Annotated in this window: 16 protein-coding genes; 11 read left to right on the top strand and 5 right to left on the bottom strand. The window is 73.2% G+C overall.

The features are described from left to right. Window positions 1–54: 54 nt before the first annotated feature. Window positions 55–660, top strand: a complete 606-nt coding sequence (gene folE / locus ACLWS4_RS33410; RefSeq protein ID WP_049654054.1) for a GTP cyclohydrolase I FolE — start codon at window positions 55–57, stop codon at window positions 658–660. Window positions 661–681: 21 nt separating this feature from the next. Here the strand turns inward: folE and ACLWS4_RS33415 are convergent, their stop codons facing one another. Continuing rightward, on the bottom strand, window positions 682–1,476 hold the full coding sequence (locus ACLWS4_RS33415; RefSeq protein ID WP_416876082.1) for a ferritin-like domain-containing protein: 795 nt from the start codon (window positions 1,474–1,476) through the stop codon (window positions 682–684). Between the two features lie 112 nt (window positions 1,477–1,588). After that, the gene (locus ACLWS4_RS33420; protein ID WP_063780220.1) at window positions 1,589–2,743 is read right to left on the bottom strand and encodes an alpha/beta hydrolase; all 1,155 of its coding nucleotides are present in this window, start codon (window positions 2,741–2,743) and stop codon (window positions 1,589–1,591) included. 377 nt (window positions 2,744–3,120) lie between these two features. Here ACLWS4_RS33420 and ACLWS4_RS33425 point away from each other — a divergent pair, with 377 nt between their 5' ends. From ACLWS4_RS33425 to ACLWS4_RS33455, 7 genes are all read left to right on the top strand, one after another. Next, window positions 3,121–4,962 carry a phosphatidylglycerol lysyltransferase domain-containing protein gene (locus ACLWS4_RS33425; RefSeq protein ID WP_380741892.1) on the top strand — a complete coding sequence of 614 codons (1,842 nt, stop codon included), beginning with the start codon at window positions 3,121–3,123 and terminating at the stop codon, window positions 4,960–4,962. 90 nt (window positions 4,963–5,052) lie between these two features. Next, window positions 5,053–5,925: a dihydropteroate synthase gene (gene folP, locus ACLWS4_RS33430; RefSeq protein ID WP_416876083.1), complete on the top strand. Its 873-nt coding sequence runs from the start codon at window positions 5,053–5,055 to the stop codon at window positions 5,923–5,925. Between the two features lie 28 nt (window positions 5,926–5,953). Next, complete coding sequence (locus ACLWS4_RS33435) at window positions 5,954–6,433, top strand: nuclear transport factor 2 family protein (protein WP_049654066.1); 480 nt, start codon at window positions 5,954–5,956, stop codon at window positions 6,431–6,433. A 246-nt stretch (window positions 6,434–6,679) separates the two neighbouring features. After that, window positions 6,680–7,039: a dihydroneopterin aldolase gene (folB, locus tag ACLWS4_RS33440; protein WP_049654068.1), complete on the top strand. Its 360-nt coding sequence runs from the start codon at window positions 6,680–6,682 to the stop codon at window positions 7,037–7,039. Between the two features lie 120 nt (window positions 7,040–7,159). Continuing rightward, window positions 7,160–7,759: a 2-amino-4-hydroxy-6-hydroxymethyldihydropteridine diphosphokinase gene (gene folK, locus ACLWS4_RS33445; RefSeq protein ID WP_049654060.1), complete on the top strand. Its 600-nt coding sequence runs from the start codon at window positions 7,160–7,162 to the stop codon at window positions 7,757–7,759. A gap of 178 nt (window positions 7,760–7,937) precedes the next feature. After that, complete coding sequence (locus tag ACLWS4_RS33450; protein WP_049654061.1) at window positions 7,938–8,426, top strand: DUF3180 domain-containing protein; 489 nt, start codon at window positions 7,938–7,940, stop codon at window positions 8,424–8,426. Between the two features lie 214 nt (window positions 8,427–8,640). Further along, window positions 8,641–9,741: a hypothetical protein gene (locus tag ACLWS4_RS33455; RefSeq protein ID WP_380745043.1), complete on the top strand. Its 1,101-nt coding sequence runs from the start codon at window positions 8,641–8,643 to the stop codon at window positions 9,739–9,741. Window positions 9,742–9,829: 88 nt separating this feature from the next. On the opposite strand, the gene ACLWS4_RS33460 is transcribed toward ACLWS4_RS33455, so the two are convergent. Together ACLWS4_RS33460 and ACLWS4_RS33465 are read right to left on the bottom strand one after the other, a co-directional pair. Continuing rightward, on the bottom strand, window positions 9,830–10,405 hold the full coding sequence (locus ACLWS4_RS33460) for a TerD family protein (protein ID WP_049655167.1): 576 nt from the start codon (window positions 10,403–10,405) through the stop codon (window positions 9,830–9,832). Window positions 10,406–10,539: 134 nt separating this feature from the next. Further along, on the bottom strand, window positions 10,540–11,037 hold the full coding sequence (locus ACLWS4_RS33465; RefSeq protein WP_369808326.1) for a hypothetical protein: 498 nt from the start codon (window positions 11,035–11,037) through the stop codon (window positions 10,540–10,542). A 98-nt stretch (window positions 11,038–11,135) separates the two neighbouring features. On the opposite strand from ACLWS4_RS33465, the gene arfB reads away from it, so the two are divergent. Then, window positions 11,136–11,570, top strand: coding sequence for an alternative ribosome rescue aminoacyl-tRNA hydrolase ArfB (gene arfB / locus ACLWS4_RS33470; protein WP_117489044.1), 435 nt, complete (start codon window positions 11,136–11,138; stop codon window positions 11,568–11,570). An 11-nt stretch (window positions 11,571–11,581) separates the two neighbouring features. Here arfB and ACLWS4_RS33475 read toward each other — a convergent pair whose 3' ends face one another. Continuing rightward, window positions 11,582–12,118 carry a flavin reductase family protein gene (locus tag ACLWS4_RS33475; protein WP_369808329.1) on the bottom strand — a complete coding sequence of 179 codons (537 nt, stop codon included), beginning with the start codon at window positions 12,116–12,118 and terminating at the stop codon, window positions 11,582–11,584. Window positions 12,119–12,480: 362 nt separating this feature from the next. On the opposite strand from ACLWS4_RS33475, the gene ACLWS4_RS33480 reads away from it, so the two are divergent. After that, window positions 12,481–14,268, top strand: a complete 1,788-nt coding sequence (locus tag ACLWS4_RS33480; protein WP_380745040.1) for a sensor domain-containing diguanylate cyclase — start codon at window positions 12,481–12,483, stop codon at window positions 14,266–14,268. A gap of 157 nt (window positions 14,269–14,425) precedes the next feature. After that, entirely contained in the window at window positions 14,426–15,442 is a 1,017-nt protein-coding gene (locus ACLWS4_RS33485) for a hypothetical protein (RefSeq protein ID WP_416876084.1), read from the top strand. The last annotated feature ends 158 nt before the right edge of the window (window positions 15,443–15,600 follow it).

Below are 15,600 nucleotides of genomic sequence, written 5' to 3' on the forward strand. Positions count from 1 at the left end.
GCGCGGCATCCGTGCTGTTCAGCCAGAGTCTTCCGATACATAAGCGAGGCCCGCATGATCGACCCGGTGACCTTCGACGGTCCGCCCGCCGTCGGTACCTTCGACCAGAAGCGGGCCGAGAACGCCATCCGCGAGCTGCTCCTCGCCGTCGGGGAGGACCCGGACCGCGAGGGCCTGCTGGAGACCCCGGCCCGGGTGGCGCGCGCCTACAAGGAGATATTCGCGGGCCTGTGGCAGGAGCCCGAGGACGTCCTCACCACCACCTTCGACCTCGGCCACGACGAGATGGTGCTGGTCAAGGACATCGAGCTGACCTCGGTCTGCGAGCACCACCTGGTGCCGTTCCGCGGCGTGGCCCACGTCGGGTACATCCCGTCCACCAGCGGCAAGATCACCGGGCTGTCCAAGCTCGCCCGGCTGGTCGACGTCTACGCCCGCCGGCCGCAGGTGCAGGAGCGGCTGACCAGCCAGGTCGCCGACGCGCTGATGCGGATCCTGGAGCCGCGCGGGGCGATCGTCGTGGTCGAGTGCGAGCACATGTGCATGTCGATGCGCGGCATCCGCAAGCCCGGCGCCAAGACCATCACCTCCTGCGTGCGCGGCCAGCTGCGCGACCCGGCCACCCGGGCCGAGGCGATGAGCCTCATCATCGGCCGGTAGGGCGCCGGCCGGGCCGACGGTTCAGGGACCGGGCACCTCGTGCTCCGCGTGCGGCGGAGCCGGGGTGCCCAGCGCGTTGCGGTGCTCGGGCATCCGCAGCGTGACCATCCGGCGCCAGCCGTAGGCGCGGTCGTACAGGTGGAGCGCGCGCACCCCGAGGGTGATCAGGGCGAGCTGCCAGCGCGGCCAGCGCAGGATCCGGGCCATCCGGGCGGTGACGGCGAGGCCGACGTCCCGGTAGGTGCGGACCTCGCCCCGGGCGCTGGCCTCCAGGGCGTGCCGGACGTACGGGCCGTGGCCCTCGGAGATCAGCCGCAGCAGCTCCTCGTGGCAGTAGGCGAGGTGGTCGTCCTCGTCCGCGGAGATCACCCGCATCGCCCGGCCGAGGGCCGGGTTGTCCGCGTACGCCCTGACCAGCTGCCGCATCTGCTCGGCGGCGCGCTGCTCGGTGACCCGGCTGTGCGCGAGGTAGGTGATGAGCTCGCGGTCGGTCAGCGGGACGTCGGTGTTCAGCCGTTCGTGCGAGAGGCCGATGCCCTGGCGCTCCAGCAGCATGCAGTAGTCGGTCTCGTCGGGCACGGGCACCTTGGGCAGGCCGCGCCGGTTCAGCAGCTGGGCGAAGATCCGGCCGTGCTTGCGCTCGTCGGCACCGTGCCGGGCGACCTTCGGGGCGAGGACCGGGTCCCGGGTGAGGGCGGCGATCCGCTCGTTCTCCCAGCCGCCCTGGTCCTCGCCGCCGGCCGCGATGCTGCAGAACAGCTGGTACGCCTGGTCGTTGCGGTAGATCTCGTCGAAGAGCGAGCGGGTGCTCAGCACAGTGCCTCCTGCGCGGGTCCGGGGGGCCCGGCGGGGGCCGACGGGCGGTCGCGATACGTTCCCCCGGGCCGCCGGCCGGGCGGGCCGACCGGCGGGTAGTCACCCACGTGCGCTAGCCGAGGTGCGAGCCCAGCCATTCGAGGGTGGCCGGCAGCTCCCTGGTCCAGCTGTCGAAGTTGTGCCCGCCGTCGTCCAGGTAGAGCGAGTCGATCTTGAACTGGGGGTTGGCCGCCGCGGTCCTGGTGGCGAGGTCGACGAACTGGACGGTCTGCGGGTAGTCCCCCTCCGCGCGGGTGGAGACCGCCAGCACGTTGAGCGCCGGGACCGGCAGGTTCTGCAGCCGCCAGCCGAGGTCGTGCTGCTGGGCCAGCGCCTTGTCGCCGTTGAAGAGGTCGCCGCCGGTGTAGTTGTCCTGGCGCACGGTGAAGTCGCCGTGCAGGCTCGCCGCGCTGCCGTAGACGTTCGGGAAGCGCATCGCCAGGCGCAGCGCGCAGCTGCCGCCGGTGGAGTAGCCGAGGGTGCCCCAGGAGCCGGCCGTGCGGCCGACCCGGTAGGCGCTGAGGATGGCCTCGGGGACGTCCTTGACGAACCAGGTCTCGGTGCGCGGCCCGCCGGGGACGTCCACGCACTCGGTGTCCCGGGACGGGACGACCGCCGGGCGGGCCATCACCAGGACGGTCGGCGGCATCTTGCCGGAGCGCTGCAGCTCGATCGCGGTCTGGGCGAGGGGCAGCTCGTGCAGCAGGTTCAGGGTGGTGCCCGGGTAGCCGGCGATGGCCAGCAGGACGGGGAAGCGGACCAGGGTGAGCTTCGGGTCGAAGTACGCGGGCGGCAGGTAGACGAACATCTGGTCGGAGAAGCCCGTCTCCTTGCCGCTCACCCGGACCGACTCGATCCTGCCGACCTCCTCGGGCGGGCCCTTCGGCAGGTTGGTGATGGTCTCCAGGCCGCCCTCGGTGGTGGGCTGGACCAGCGCGTCGGGGACCGGGGTGCCGCCCCTGTGGTTCTCGTTGCCGGCCAGCGCGAGCTTGGCGCCGCCGGGGCTGAGCAGGTCGTCCCAGGAGGTGTAGAACCCGAAGGAGTTGTTCACCGACAGCGCGAGCACGGCCAGGACCGAGGCTTGAACGACCGTCAGTAACCCGATCCGGCCGAGCACCGGCAGCGGACGTTGCGGCGCCAGCCGCGGCCAGAGCCACAGGGTCGTGACGACCGCCGCGGCGCCGAGTGCGAGAAGCGAGTTCACCAGCGCGTCGCTGGTCAGTTCCATGCCGTCGGCCTTCCGGTGGGACACTGTCGGTGCAGGCTTCATCGTCTGGCGGTCCGTCAGGCCGGGCCACCGTGGCTAGGCTGTCCGGATGCCCGGGCGGGCTGGTAGGGCGGGGAGAGCCGGAGGCAACCGGCGCCCTAGAATGCGGCGTCCACCGTACGTAACGCGTCCCGGAGGGTCCCGTCGCGCCACGCTGCGGCGGGCCCCCGGCTCCCACCGCCGGCTCAACCCGCAGCGCGACCACGGCCCCGGTTTACCGACCGTTTCCGGGTCCTTGGTATGCGCATTGCCTGATGAAGGAATAGGCATGAAGGTCCATCACGCGTCCTCCCCCGGAGTGACCGGACACCGCACCGCAGCCTCTACGCTGAGCTTCCATGAGCGTTCCCGTGTCCGTTGAGCCGAGCCCCGAGCAGCCGCCGCGCCGTCGCCGCGGCCTGCAGACGCTGCGCAACCAGGCGTCCGCCGTCCCGAGGGCCTGGCTCCCCGGAGCGGTCGGCTACGCCTGTCTGCTGATCGGGCTCGTGGACATCGCCAGCGCGGTGTTCCCCAGGCTCCGGCACACGAAGGTGCACACCTTCGCGGGGCAGCTGCCGGGCGGCACCACCAGCCTGGCGGCGGTCGGCGCGCTGATGGTCGGCATCCTGCTGGTGCCGCTGGCGCACGCGCTGCGCCGGCGCAAGCGGCGGGCCTGGCGGGCGGTCTGCGTGCTGCTGCCGGTCAGCGCCGGGCTGCACATCGTGCGCTGGCACCAGATCGGCCCGGCGGTCGTCTCGCTGGTGGTCCTCGCCGTGATGCTGGTCCACCAGCGCGAGTTCTACGCCAAGGCCGACCCGCGCACCCGCTGGCGGGCGGTGGTCAACCTGGTCGTCATGGGCGTCCTCAGCGTGCTGCTCGGCCTGCTGATCGTGAGTACCCGGACCAAGTACGAGATCGGCCACCCGGGCCTGACCGAGCGCCTGCAGCACGTCGGGTACGGACTGTTCGGCTTCGAGGGCCCGATCCGGTACAACAACGTCCGGATGTCCGACCTGGTCGCCTACCTGCTCGGCGGGCTCGGCCTGCTGACCGCCTTCACCACCGCGTACCTGGCGCTGCGCCCGGGCAAGCCGAAGCCCGAGCTGACGGCGGAGGACGAGGAGAAGGTCCGCGAGCTGCTCAAGCGGCACGGCGAGCGCGACTCGCTCGGCTACTTCGCGCTGCGCCGCGACAAGAGCGTGCTGTTCTCGCCCACGGGCAAGGCCGCGATCTCCTACCGGGTGGTCTCCGGCGTGATGCTGGCCTCCGGCGACCCGGTCGGCGACGTCGAGGCCTGGCCGGGCGCGATCAAGGTGTTCATGGCCGAGGCCCGCGAGCACGCCTGGGTGCCGGCCGTGATGGGGTGCAGCGAGGTCGGCGGCGAGGTCTGGACCCGTGAGGCGGGCCTGGACGCGCTGGAGCTGGGCGACGAGGCGATCGTGGACACCGCGTCCTTCTCGCTCTCCGGCCGGGCCATGCGCAACGTGCGCCAGATGGTCAAGCGGATCGAGCGCAACGGCTACTCCTGCCAGGTGCGCCGGGTCTCCGAGCTCACCGTGGAGGAGAAGTACCGGATCGCCGACGCCGCCGCCCGCTGGCGCGGCACCGACACCGAGCGCGGCTTCTCGATGGCCCTCGGCCGTTTCGGCGACCCGCTGGACGACGACTGCGTGGTGGTCACCGCCCACAAGGCCCCGGAGGAGGGCGAGGAGGGCGACGACCTGAAGGCCGTGCTGCACTTCGTGCCCTGGGGGCCGGACGGCATCTCGCTGGAGCTGATGCGCCGCGACCGCGCCGCCGACCCGGGCCTGAACGAGCTGCTGATCGTCGCCGCGCTGCAGGCGGTGCCCGCGATGGGCGTGCGCCGGGTGTCGCTCAACTTCGCGATGTTCCGCTCGGCGCTGGCCCGCGGCGAGCGGATCGGCGCCGGCCCGGTGCTGCGCGCCTGGCGGGGGCTGCTGGTGTTCCTGTCGCGCTGGTTCCAGATCGAGTCGCTGTACAAGTTCAACGCCAAGTTCCAGCCCGAGTGGGAGCCGCGCTTCCTGGTCTTCCCGAGCACCCGGGACCTGCCCCGGATCGGCTTCGCCGCGATGCAGGCGGAGGCCTTCATCACGCTCGGGATGCCGCGTTTCGGCCGTCGGCGCCAGCGCGAGGGGCTGATGCCGGTCCCGTCGACCCGTGAGGTCACCGAGGCCGCCTGAGGCCCGTCGCGGGCCTTCGGGGCCGCGACGGCACGGAACGGGGCCCCCGCCGAGAATCCTCGGCGGGGGCCCCGTTCGATAATGGGAAGCATGAACGATTCGCCCTCCTTCTCCCTGCCGGCCGGTCTGCCGCGACTGGAGCGCTGCGCCGTGATGGGCGTGGTCAACGTCACGCCCGACTCCTTCTCGGACGGCGGGATGTGGCACGACCCCGCCAAGGCGATCGCGCACGGCCTCGCACTGCGGGCCCGCGGCGCCGACCTGGTGGACGTCGGCGGCGAGTCCACCCGGCCGGGCTCGCAGCGGGTCCCCGAGGAGGAGGAGCTGCGCCGGGTGATCCCGGTGGTGCGCGAGCTCGCCGACGCCGGGGTGGTGGTCTCGGTGGACACCATGCGCGCCTCGGTCGCCGAGCAGGCCGTCGAGGCCGGCGCCGCGATCGTCAACGACGTCTCCGGGGGGCTCGCCGACCCGGCGATGGCCCGGGTGGTCGCCGAGACCGGCGCGCCCTTCGTGGTGATGCACTGGCGCGGGCAGTCCGCCGACATGGACCGGATGGCCGTCTACGACGACGTCGTGCGGGACGTGGTCGCCGAGCTGACCGACCGGGTGGACGCGCTGCTGGCGGCCGGGGTCAAGGAGGACCAGCTGATCCTCGACCCGGGGCTCGGCTTCGCCAAGACCTCCGAGCACAACTGGGCGCTGCTCGGCCGGCTGGACGCGCTCACCGCGCTCGGCCGTCCCGTGCTCGTGGCGGCTTCGCGCAAGCGGTTCCTGGGTACGCTGCTCGCCGACCCGGCAACCGGGGAACTGCGCCCGGCCCGGGAGCGCGACGACGCGACGGCCGCGGTGTCGGTGCTGTCCGCACGGGCGGGAGCCTGGGCGGTGCGGGTGCACGACGTGTCCGGCACGGCGGATGCCGTCCGGGTGGTCGCGGCCTGGCAGCACGCGGCGCGGTTGGGGTGAGGGAGGGTCTGTGACAGGTGACGGCAGGTTGAGCGGCGGTACGGCCGGGCGGGCCCGCGAGGCGGACCTGGAGGCCGTTCTGGCGGCGAACCAGGGGCTCTACGAGGCGCTGGAACGGGGGGACCTGGAAGCGGTCGAGGACGCCTGGCTGGGCGCCGCGGACGCCGACGACAAGGGTGGCGTGGTGTGCGTGCACCCGGGCTGGCCGGTGCTCCGCGGCCGGGCCCAGGTGACCCGTTCGTACATGCTGATCATGATGAACACGGAGTACATCCAGTTCTTCCTGACCGATGTCGAGGCCGAGGTGCACGGTGATGTGGCCCTTGTCACGTGCACCGAGAACATCCTGTCCGGCGGAGAGTCGGAGGAGGAGGGGGAACTCGGGCCGCTGGTCGGCGGAAAGGTCGTGTCGACGAATCTGTTCCGTCGTACCCCGGCCGGGTGGAAGCTCTGGTCGCATCACGGTTCACCCGTTCTGACCAGCGGGGACGACGACGAGGAGAGCTGATTCCGGCACTTGCGGAAATGCAGTGCCGGGAAGTCGCCGGGAATTTCCGAGTGGTCACCGAACGTTCACGTCAATCGCCATATCGGTGCGCGTGGCGTCGGTTCGTGCCGGGTAGGACGGTCAGGCGTTGTCCGTGCTCGCGGGTAGATTCGAAACGGAGTGGCGGGCGTGCCGCCCGCCTTCGCCCTGCCCGTCCATGCCTTTCTCCGGGCGGGGCCCGTCCGACTGGGAGCAGTGATTCGTTTGCTGGACCGCGTCACCCTGCGGGGGCTGCGAGCCCGGGGCCACCACGGCGTCTTCGAGCGCGAGCGCGTCGAGGGGCAGACCTTCGTGGTCGACCTCGTGCTCCACCTGGACACCCGCCCCGCCGCGGCCGGAGACGACCTCACCCGCACCGCGCACTACGGGCTGGTGGCGGAGGAGGTCACCGCGATCATCGCCGGGGAGCCGGTCGACCTGATCGAGACGCTGGCCCAGCGGATCGCCGACCAGTGCCTCAAGCACGAAGCGGTCGAGGAGGTCGAGGTCACCGTGCACAAGCCGGACGCCCCGATCACCGTGCCGTTCGACGACGTGACCGTGACCATCCACCGGGGCCGCGCATGACCCCCACCGCGCGCCCGGTATCCGATGTAGAGGACGTTTTCCGATGAGCGAGCGAAGCGAGCGGATGATCAAGAGGTGCGCATGGGTGAGTGCCCCTGCTGAGCGAAGCGAGGCGGGCGCATGAGCACCAGTGACCCGACCGCCACGCCGAACGCGTTCGACCTGGAGAGCCGGGTGGACTCCGCCGACACCACGCTGCACAGCCAGCGCTGCGCGGTGATCGCGCTCGGCAGCAACCTGGGCAACCGGCTGGACACCCTCCAGGGGGCCGTCGACGCGCTCGCCGACACCCCGGGGCTGAAGATCAAGGCCGTCTCGGCGGTGTACGAGACCGAGGCCGTCGGCGGGCCCGAGGAGCAGCCGAACTACTACAACGCGGTCGTGGTGCTGCGCACCTCGCTGCCCCCGCGGGACCTGCTGGAGCGCGGCAACGCCATCGAGGACGCCTTCGGGCGGGTGCGGACCGTCCACTGGGGCCCGCGCACCCTGGACGTCGACATCCTGGCCTACGAGGGCGTGCTGAGCGACGACCCGCAGCTGCTGCTGCCGCACCCGCGCTCGCACGAGCGCGCCTTCGTGCTCGCCCCCTGGCTGGACGCCCAGCCGGAGGCCGAGGTGCCCGGGCACGGGCGGGTGGACGCGCTGCTGACCGCGCTGGGCGGTCCGGACGCGCAGGGCGTGAAGCGCCGCGAGGACATCGGGCTGACGCTGCCCGAGTAGGTCCGGAGGCCGGTGACCGGGGCCGTTGCCCGGGGAACTCGGCCGGGGGCCCGGCCGTACGAGTAGGTGTCCGCCGTTCACGCGGGTGCCCGCCCGGCCGGGCCCGGTACGGTGGCCTGGCGCCGCCGCGCCACCGGGCGGGCGGCCGGTTCGGGTACCCGGGAAGGACCTCCTCCGAGTGAAGCTGCTTCGCCTCCGCCTCCTGATCGGCATCACCGCCGCCACGACGGCGCTGTCCTGGGCCGGCTCCAAGCTGTGGGCCTCCGTGGACACGCTGCCGGCGGTGCCGGCCGCGGCGCCGGTGGTGCTGGCGGCGGTCGCGGTGGTCCTGCTGGCGACCGCGCTGTCGCTGCGGGCCCGGCTGAAGGCGGTGCGCGAGCGGCAGCCCGGGGCGAAGGGGGTCGACCCGCTGCTGGCGGCCCGGGCGGTGGTGCTGGGGCAGGCCAGCGCGCTGGTCTCCTCGGTGGTCACCGGGATCTACGCGGGGGCCGGGATCTACCTGCTGGGCGAGCTGGACGTGTCGGCCCGCAAGGACCAGGCCGTGACGGCCGGGCTCGCGGTGCTGGCGGGGGCCGCGGTGATCGCGGCGGCGCTCTGGATCCAGCACGTGTGCAAGCTGCCGGAGAACCACGACGACCCGGGCGGTCCGGCGGCGTCGCACCGCTGAGACGCGGCCGGGGCCCCGCCGGGGCGCCGCCCGGGCGTCACGGGGGCCTCGACGGCCCCGCCGGCACCGTCCGCCTCGTCGGCACCGCTGATCAGGGCTTTCTTCGTGATCTTGCGTGAGAATCCGGGCACGTGCGGTAAAAACCGCACCCTGTCAAGGGCGGAAGGGGACCCTGGGCTGACAGGCCCCCAATTCGCACGCTAGTTTCTTGGACATGTCTCGCGGACGCCACCGTCATTCCTCCGTCCTCGGCCGGGTCTTTCCCCCCACCGCCGCCGGCGTGCTGCTGGTCGCCGCACTGGCCGCTCTGCTTTTCAGTCAGGACACCGTCCTGGTGCGCTCGGTGGGCGTCGCGGCGGTGATCGCGACGCTCGGCTTCGCGTTGCTGCTGCGCCAGCGGGACAAGGCGGCCCGGGCTGCCGCCGAGACGTCCGCGGCCCAGCGGCTGCGCGCCGAGGAGCGGTTCGAGGAGCAGCTGGCCGAGGCCGAGTACGCGGCGGAGGTCGCCGAGGAGCGGGCCACCCGGTTCGGGCGGCGGCTGACGGCGGAGAAGTCGCGGCTGGCGAAGGCCGAGACCGAGATCGCCCGGCTGCTGCGCGAGCGGGCCGTGGCGGTGGCCGAGCAGGCGCTCAAGGAGGCCGAGGCGGCCCAGCAGGCGCTCGCCGCGAGCCGTCCGAAGCATCCGGCCAGCCCGGCCGCCTACGTGCGGGCGGCGTCCGTGCTGCGGCTGCTGGAGCGCCGCGCGGCGGAGCAGGAGGCCCGGCGGGCGCGTACGGCGGGCGCGGAGGTGGCCCTGCGGAAGCCCGCGAAGGAGTCGCCGGTCGCCCCGGCCGCGTCGGTGGCCGTGCCGGCCCCGGTGGCGCCCTCGGTGCCGACCCCGGGGCAGGCTCCGGCGGCCCCGGCGCCGGTGCGGCCCGAGCCGGTGCGTCCGGCGCTGACCGCGACGGTCGGTCAGCTCGGCGGCGCGTCGGCCGGGCCGGCCGCGGCGCCCGCGCCGGTGGAGCGGCAGCGGCCGCGCCCGGCGCAGTCCGGTCCGGCCCGCGGGCAGGGCTTCAGCTTCTTCGGCCGCGGTGCGGCTGCCCCGGCGCGCCCGGCGGCCCCGGCACCGGCGGTGGGCAGCGTCGCCGAACTGGGGGAGCGCGCCGACCTGGCGGACGTGGTGGGCGACGAGGCGGTGGCCGAGAAGGCCGTGGCCGAGGCCCGGGCGGCGGAGTCGGCCGAGCGGCCGGAGCAGGGCGGGCCGACCGTGGTGGACCTGACGCCGGAGGACGAGACCGAGCTGATCCAGCTGCCGGAGCTGCGCGCCTCGCGCTGAGGCCCGCCGGGCCCCGGAAACGGAGAAACCGCGGCGCGGGGAGTCGGACGGACCGACTTCCCGCGCCGCGGCGTTGTCCGCGGGTGCGTCAGAGCTGGACGCCGAAGTCCTGGGCGATGCCGGCCAGGCCGGAGGCGTAGCCCTGGCCGACGGCGCGGAACTTCCACTCCCCGTTGTTGCGGTAGAGCTCGCCGAAGATCATCGCGGTCTCGGTGGCGGCGTCCTCGGAGAGGTCGTAGCGGGCGATCTCGGCGCCGCCGGCCGCGTTCACCACGCGGATGTAGGCGTTGCGGACCTGGCCGAAGTTCTGGCCGCGGGCGGTGCCGTCGTAGATGGTGACCGGGAAGGTGATCTTGGCGGCCTCGACCGGCAGGCCGGCCAGGTTGATGTTGATCGACTCGTCGTCGCCCGCGCCCTCGCCGGTGCGGTTGTCACCGGTGTGCACGACGGTGTTGTCCGGCGTGCTGGTGTTGTTGAAGAAGACGAAGTGGCCGTTGGACAGCACCTTGCCGTCCGCGTTCAGGACGATCGCGCTGGCGTCGAGGTCGAACTCGGCGCCGGTCGTGGTGCGGACGTCCCAACCCAGGCCGACGGTGACCGCGGACAGGCCGGGGGCCTCCTTGGTCAGCGAGACGTTGCCACCCTTGGAGAGGCTCACTGGCATGACGATTGCAGTCCCTTCGTTCGCTTCGTTCGCTATTTCCCGGGACAACGCAATACCGCGGTGGCTTGGTTCCGCAGGGGCCGTGAATTCTTCGTGGGCGCCCAACGGAGGGCAAAGACCGGGCAAAGGACGTGTCAGATGCGCCGGAACCGGCCCTGCAGCGTCCAGATGTTCGGGTTGTCGGCCAGGTCGGGGTGCATGTCGAAGAGGTCGGCCAGGGTGTCCTGGAGGAAGTCCCGGGCCTCGCGCCGCAGCTCGCCGTGGCGGACCACCACCGGCGGCTCGTCCGGCAGCCAGGTGGCGGTGACCTCGACCCAGTTGAAGCGGCGGGCGAAGCGCAGCAGCTCGGTGTTCTGGGTGAAGTCGAGGTCGGCGGTCTGCACCCGGGCGGCCCGGACGCCGTCCGGGTCGCGGTCCAGGAGTTCGGCGACGTCGCACAGCGCCCAGGCGAAGTCGAGCACGGGCACCCAGCCCCAGGCGGTGGACAGTTCCGAGCCCTCGCCGTCCAGGTAGACGTCGCCGCAGAACAGGTCGTACCGCAGGGCGTGCACGGACGCGGTGCGGTAGTCCGTCTGCGGGGGGTCGGGGAAGCGGTTGGAGAGGGAGTAGCCGAGCTCGATCACGTACGCCATTGTCGGGGCTCGGGGCGCCCGGGGGTAACCGGGTGCGGAAGCGGGGGGCGTACCGATATCCGGGTGACCGGACGGGCCGGGCGCGGGATGATGGGCGCATGTCCGAGCCCATCCGCGTACGGGGGTCGGTGGTCGTCCCCGACGCCGAGCTCGTCTGGCGCTTCTCGCGTTCCTCCGGCCCCGGCGGCCAGCACGTCAACACCTCCGACTCCAAGGCCGAGTTGCGCTTCGACCTGGCCTCGACCAGGGCGCTGCCCGAGGTGTGGCGCGAGCGGGCGCTGGAGCGGCTGGCCGGCCGGCTGGTGGACGGCCGGGTACTGGTGGTCCAGGCCTCGGAGTTCCGCTCGCAGTGGCGCAACCGGGAGGCGGCCGCGGCCCGGCTGTCGGCGCTGCTGACCGAGGCGTGCGCGCCGCCGCCGAAGGCCCGGCGGGCGACCAGGCCGAGCCGGGGGATGGTCCAGCGGCGGCTGGAGAACAAGAAGCACCGCTCCGAGCTGAAGCAGGGCCGCCGGGCGCCGCGGGGCGGCGAGTAGCCGGCGCGGCCTCAGCCGAGGGTGCGGTAGCCGCCGCGGAAGTAGAGCAGCGGGCGGCCGCCGGGGTCGGGCACCGTGGCCTCCAGGACGCGGCCGAGCAGCAGGGTGTGGTCGCCGGCGGGTATCCGCTGCTCGGTGCGGCACTCGACGGTGGCCAGTGCGCCGTCGACCAGCGGGGCGCCGGTGCGCGGGCCGCGGTGGTGCGGGGTGTCCGCGAACAGTAGCCGGTCGCTGAGCCGGCCCTTCATGGCGAACCGCGAGCCGAGCGTCTTCTGTCCCTCGGTCAGCACCGAGACCGCCCAGGTGTCCACCCGGGAGAGCACCTCGTCCATCCGGGAGTCCTCGCGGACCGAGATCAGCACCAGCGGCGGCTCCAGCGACACCGAGAGGAAGGACGTGGCGGTCATGCCGACGTCCTCGCCGTCCTCCGGGTCGTGGACGGTCACCAGGCTCACGCCGGCGGCGAGCTGGGAGAGGGCAGCCCGGAACTCGTCGGGCGTGGCGTGGGGGGCAGCTTCGGGCTGCGGCGACGGGTACACGTACCGCACGGTAGTCGTCACCCGGGAGGAACGGCATCGGGCCTTGGTCGTAGGACCGGCGGTCCGGCCGAAGGGTTACGCCCGGTGGCCGAACTCACCCTCAGGAGTGAAGCGACCGGACTGGCGGGCGCAGTCGGCTTCAGTCGGCGGCCAATGCGGTCGACCACCAGAAAAGTTCCGATGGCGCTGTATGTCCCACTACGGGACAGATGAACTGATTAAGGGCGCATTAGTCTCGTGTGATTTAAGTCACAAGTGATGGCCTATTGCTGACCGAGCGTGCCGAGCGCTGTGCTCCCTGTGATTCAGTTCTTCTGGCAATCGGACGATAACCAATCAAGAACTATCCGAAGCAGCCGGGGAGCCCCCGCATGGAAGCCGAGTCGGAGCCGTACGTCCGTCTCGCGACCCTCCGCACCTTGCACCGGGTCGTGGCGGACCTCAACGCTGCCCGCAGCCTCGCTGGCACGCTCCAGGCCGTGGTCGAGGGCGCGGTGCACGGGCTCGGCTTCGACGCCGCCGCGGTCAGCCTGGTCCGGCCCGACGGCGACCTCGTGGTGGCGGCCGTCTGGGAGCTGGAGGAGAGCCCGATGGGCGGCCCCTCCGTCCTGCTCGGCCAGGTCGGCTCCCGGGAGTCCTGGGACCGGCTGCTCGGCGTCAGCGACCACTGGGGCACCCTGCGCTTCCTGCCGTACGACCGCGGCTGGGCCGTCGCCAGCGACATCCCGCGCTGGATCGGGGACGGCCCGCTGCCGGTGTACGCCAACGACTGGCACCCCGCCGACGGGCTGCTCGCCCCGATGTACAGCGCCGGCGGCGACCTCCTCGGCGTCCTCTCGGTGGACCGCCCGCGCAGCGGCAAGCGGCCCGGCGCCTGGACCCGCGAGGCGCTGGAGATGTTCTCGCTGCAGGCCTCCATCGCGATCGGCAACGCCCGGCTGCGGGCCGAGATGCAGCGCGCGCTGGCCCGCCTGGAGAAGGAGCAGCAGGCGCTGCGGGCCAGCGAGGAGAGCTTCCGCCAGGCCTTCGAGTACGCGCCCAGCGGGATGGCGATCACCGAGCTGCACGGCGTCGGGCGCGGCCAGCTGACCAGGGTGAACGACGCGCTCTGCCGACTGCTCGGCCGGCCCCGGGCGGTGCTGCGCCAGCAGAGCTTCGCCGACCTCGTGCACCCCGAGGACCGGGCGCTGCTGGAGCGCACCAGCGCCGAGAGCGGTCGTGCGGAGCTGCGGCTGTCCCGGCGGGACGGCGGCTACCAGTGGGTCTGCCTGCGCAACTCGATCGTCGCGGACGCGGCCGAGGGCCCGAGCTTCCTGCTCACCCACGTCGAGGACATCGAGGACCGCAAGCGGCACGAGTTCCAGCTCGCCCACCGGGCCAGCCACGACGCCCTGACCGGGCTGCCGAACGGCGCCGAGCTCAAGGCCCGGCTGGCCCGCCGGCTCTGCGCCCAGCCGCAGCCGGTCGGCGCCACCGGGGGGCAGGTCGAGGTGGCCTACCCGCAGCCGTACGGCTACCCGGCCGACTCCTACAGCGCGCACGCGGCGCACGACGGGCTGGAGGGCGCGGACCGGTACGCCGGGCCGGCGCACGGCTACGGCCTGCCCGAGGGGCTGCCGGGCGGGCTCGGCCCGGGCTTCGGGGAGCACGTGCACGCGGTGGTCCCGGCCGAGTACGGGCCGGGCGGAGAGGCCTGGTCGGCGCCGTTCCGCTCGGGCACCGCGGCGGCGGTGGACAAGGGGCTCGCGGTGCTCTTCTGCGACCTGGACGGCTTCAAGTCGATCAACGACCGGTTCGGCCACAACGCGGGCGACGCGGTGCTGGTCGAGGTCGCCCGGCGGCTGAGCCAGGCCGTCCGGGACGGCGACACGGTGGCCCGGCTCGGCGGCGACGAGTTCGTGGTGCTGGCGGACGGGATCGGCCGCGAGGAGGCCAAGGACCTCGCCCACCGGCTGCGGGGCGCGATCATCCCGCCGATGCGGATCGACGGACGGGCGATGCGGGTGGGGGTGAGCCTCGGCGTCGGCTGGGCCGGCTGCGGGATGAGCATCGAGGAGGTGCTGCAGACCGCGGACGAGCGGATGTACGACGAGAAGCGGGCCCGGGGCGGGGCGGTGCGCGGGGCGCGCGGCGAGCGCTCGCACCGGCGCGCGGGCTGAGCCGGCGGACGGCCCCCGCGGGCTCGGGCCGGCCCTGGTCGGTCCCGGTTACCCGTGAGTTGTCAAGGGTTCTTTTCCCGCCGTCACATACGGCAGGTAGGGTTCCCGGTACGACAGCGTCCATGATCTGCGCCGCCCGCAGCAGGCGGCGCACCGGATGGGGGAGCAGACCACCGTGACGACCGCCGGCAGCAACGGAGTGCCCGAGGGCCAGGGGGGCGGTGCCCCGCAGGACGACGACCCGTTCGGCTACCTCTACCGCCCGGCCGACGGTTCCACCGGGCAGCCGGCCGAGCCGCAGCAGGGGGTCCCGCGCACGCCGTACAGCCGCCCGATGGAGGTCGGGCGCGCCCAGTACGGCTACCCGCCGCGGGCACAACAGCAGCAACAGCAGCAGCCGTACGGCCAGCAGGGCATGCCGCCGCAGTACCCGGGCGGCCAGCCGCAGGCCCCGTACGGCCAGCCCGGCCCGCCGCAGCAGCCCGAGTACGGTGCGGCGCCCACCCAGCAGACCCGCTACGCCGAGCACTCCCGGCCGCAGCCGGGGGAGGAGCCGCGCAGCAGCGGCCGGAGCAAGGGCGCGGTGATCGGCGCGGTGGCCGTGGTCGCGGCGATAGCGATCGGGGCGGGCATAGCCCTCTCCACCGGGGACCCGGACGACAACAAGACCGGCAAGGGCGGCACCGCCACCACCGCCCCGCCGGCCACCACCACCCCGGGGCCGACCGCCACGACCGCCAGCGGCTCCCCCTCGGCGAGCGCCACCCCGGTCTCCGGACCGACGACCGTGGACGCGGGCCAGCTCCAGGGGCAGAACGCGCCCTCCGGCAACACCGTCAAGGGCGCCAAGTCGGCCGACGGCAGCTACCTGACGCTCCAGCCGGGCGGCTCGGTGACCTGGACCGGCGAGATCGCCACCGCCGGGTCGTACAAGCTGACGGTGCACTACAACTACTCGGGCGCGGAGTTCAAGGGCTCGGCCTCGGTGAACGGCAAGGACTGGCCGAGCGGGGTGACGTACAGGATCTACGGGCCGCAGCCCAAGGACCAGACCTCCGCCTGGTACAGCACCTGGATACTGCCGCAGTTCCAGGCCGGGCCGAACACGGTGACCCTCACGGTGCCCTCCGGCGCGGTCCTGGTCGACCAGATCACCATCGAGCCGGGCGGCTGAGCCCGCCCCTCCTCCGGACACACCACGGCCGCCCGTCCCCGCGTGGGGGAGGGCGGCCGTCGGCGTCGCTCAGGCGGGTTTGACGGTGGAGAACCTCTCGCCGCCGACGATCCACCGGCCGCGGCGCATCACCGCGACCAGGTCGTAGCCCTCCGAGT

Origin of the sequence: Kitasatospora sp. SC0581 (genome assembly GCF_048159585.1) — a bacterium.
GTDB lineage: Bacteria > Actinomycetota > Actinomycetes > Streptomycetales > Streptomycetaceae > Kitasatospora.

Bases quoted from the DNA above. Each gene is read 5' to 3' on its own strand.
- folE (WP_049654054.1), top strand. From the start codon at position 55: ATGATCGACCCGGTGACCTTCGACGGTCCGCCCGCCGTCGGTACCTTC.
- ACLWS4_RS33420 (WP_063780220.1), bottom strand. From the start codon at position 2,743: ATGGAACTGACCAGCGACGCGCTGGTGAACTCGCTTCTCGCACTCGGC.
- ACLWS4_RS33425 (WP_380741892.1), top strand. From the start codon at position 3,121: ATGAGCGTTCCCGTGTCCGTTGAGCCGAGCCCCGAGCAGCCGCCGCGC.
- folP (WP_416876083.1), top strand. From the start codon at position 5,053: ATGAACGATTCGCCCTCCTTCTCCCTGCCGGCCGGTCTGCCGCGACTG.
- folK (WP_049654060.1), top strand. From the start codon at position 7,160: ATGAGCACCAGTGACCCGACCGCCACGCCGAACGCGTTCGACCTGGAG.
- ACLWS4_RS33455 (WP_380745043.1), top strand. From the start codon at position 8,641: ATGTCTCGCGGACGCCACCGTCATTCCTCCGTCCTCGGCCGGGTCTTT.
- ACLWS4_RS33460 (WP_049655167.1), bottom strand. From the start codon at position 10,405: ATGCCAGTGAGCCTCTCCAAGGGTGGCAACGTCTCGCTGACCAAGGAG.
- ACLWS4_RS33465 (WP_369808326.1), bottom strand. From the start codon at position 11,037: ATGGCGTACGTGATCGAGCTCGGCTACTCCCTCTCCAACCGCTTCCCC.
- arfB (WP_117489044.1), top strand. From the start codon at position 11,136: ATGTCCGAGCCCATCCGCGTACGGGGGTCGGTGGTCGTCCCCGACGCC.
- ACLWS4_RS33480 (WP_380745040.1), top strand. From the start codon at position 12,481: ATGGAAGCCGAGTCGGAGCCGTACGTCCGTCTCGCGACCCTCCGCACC.
- ACLWS4_RS33485 (WP_416876084.1), top strand. From the start codon at position 14,426: ATGGGGGAGCAGACCACCGTGACGACCGCCGGCAGCAACGGAGTGCCC.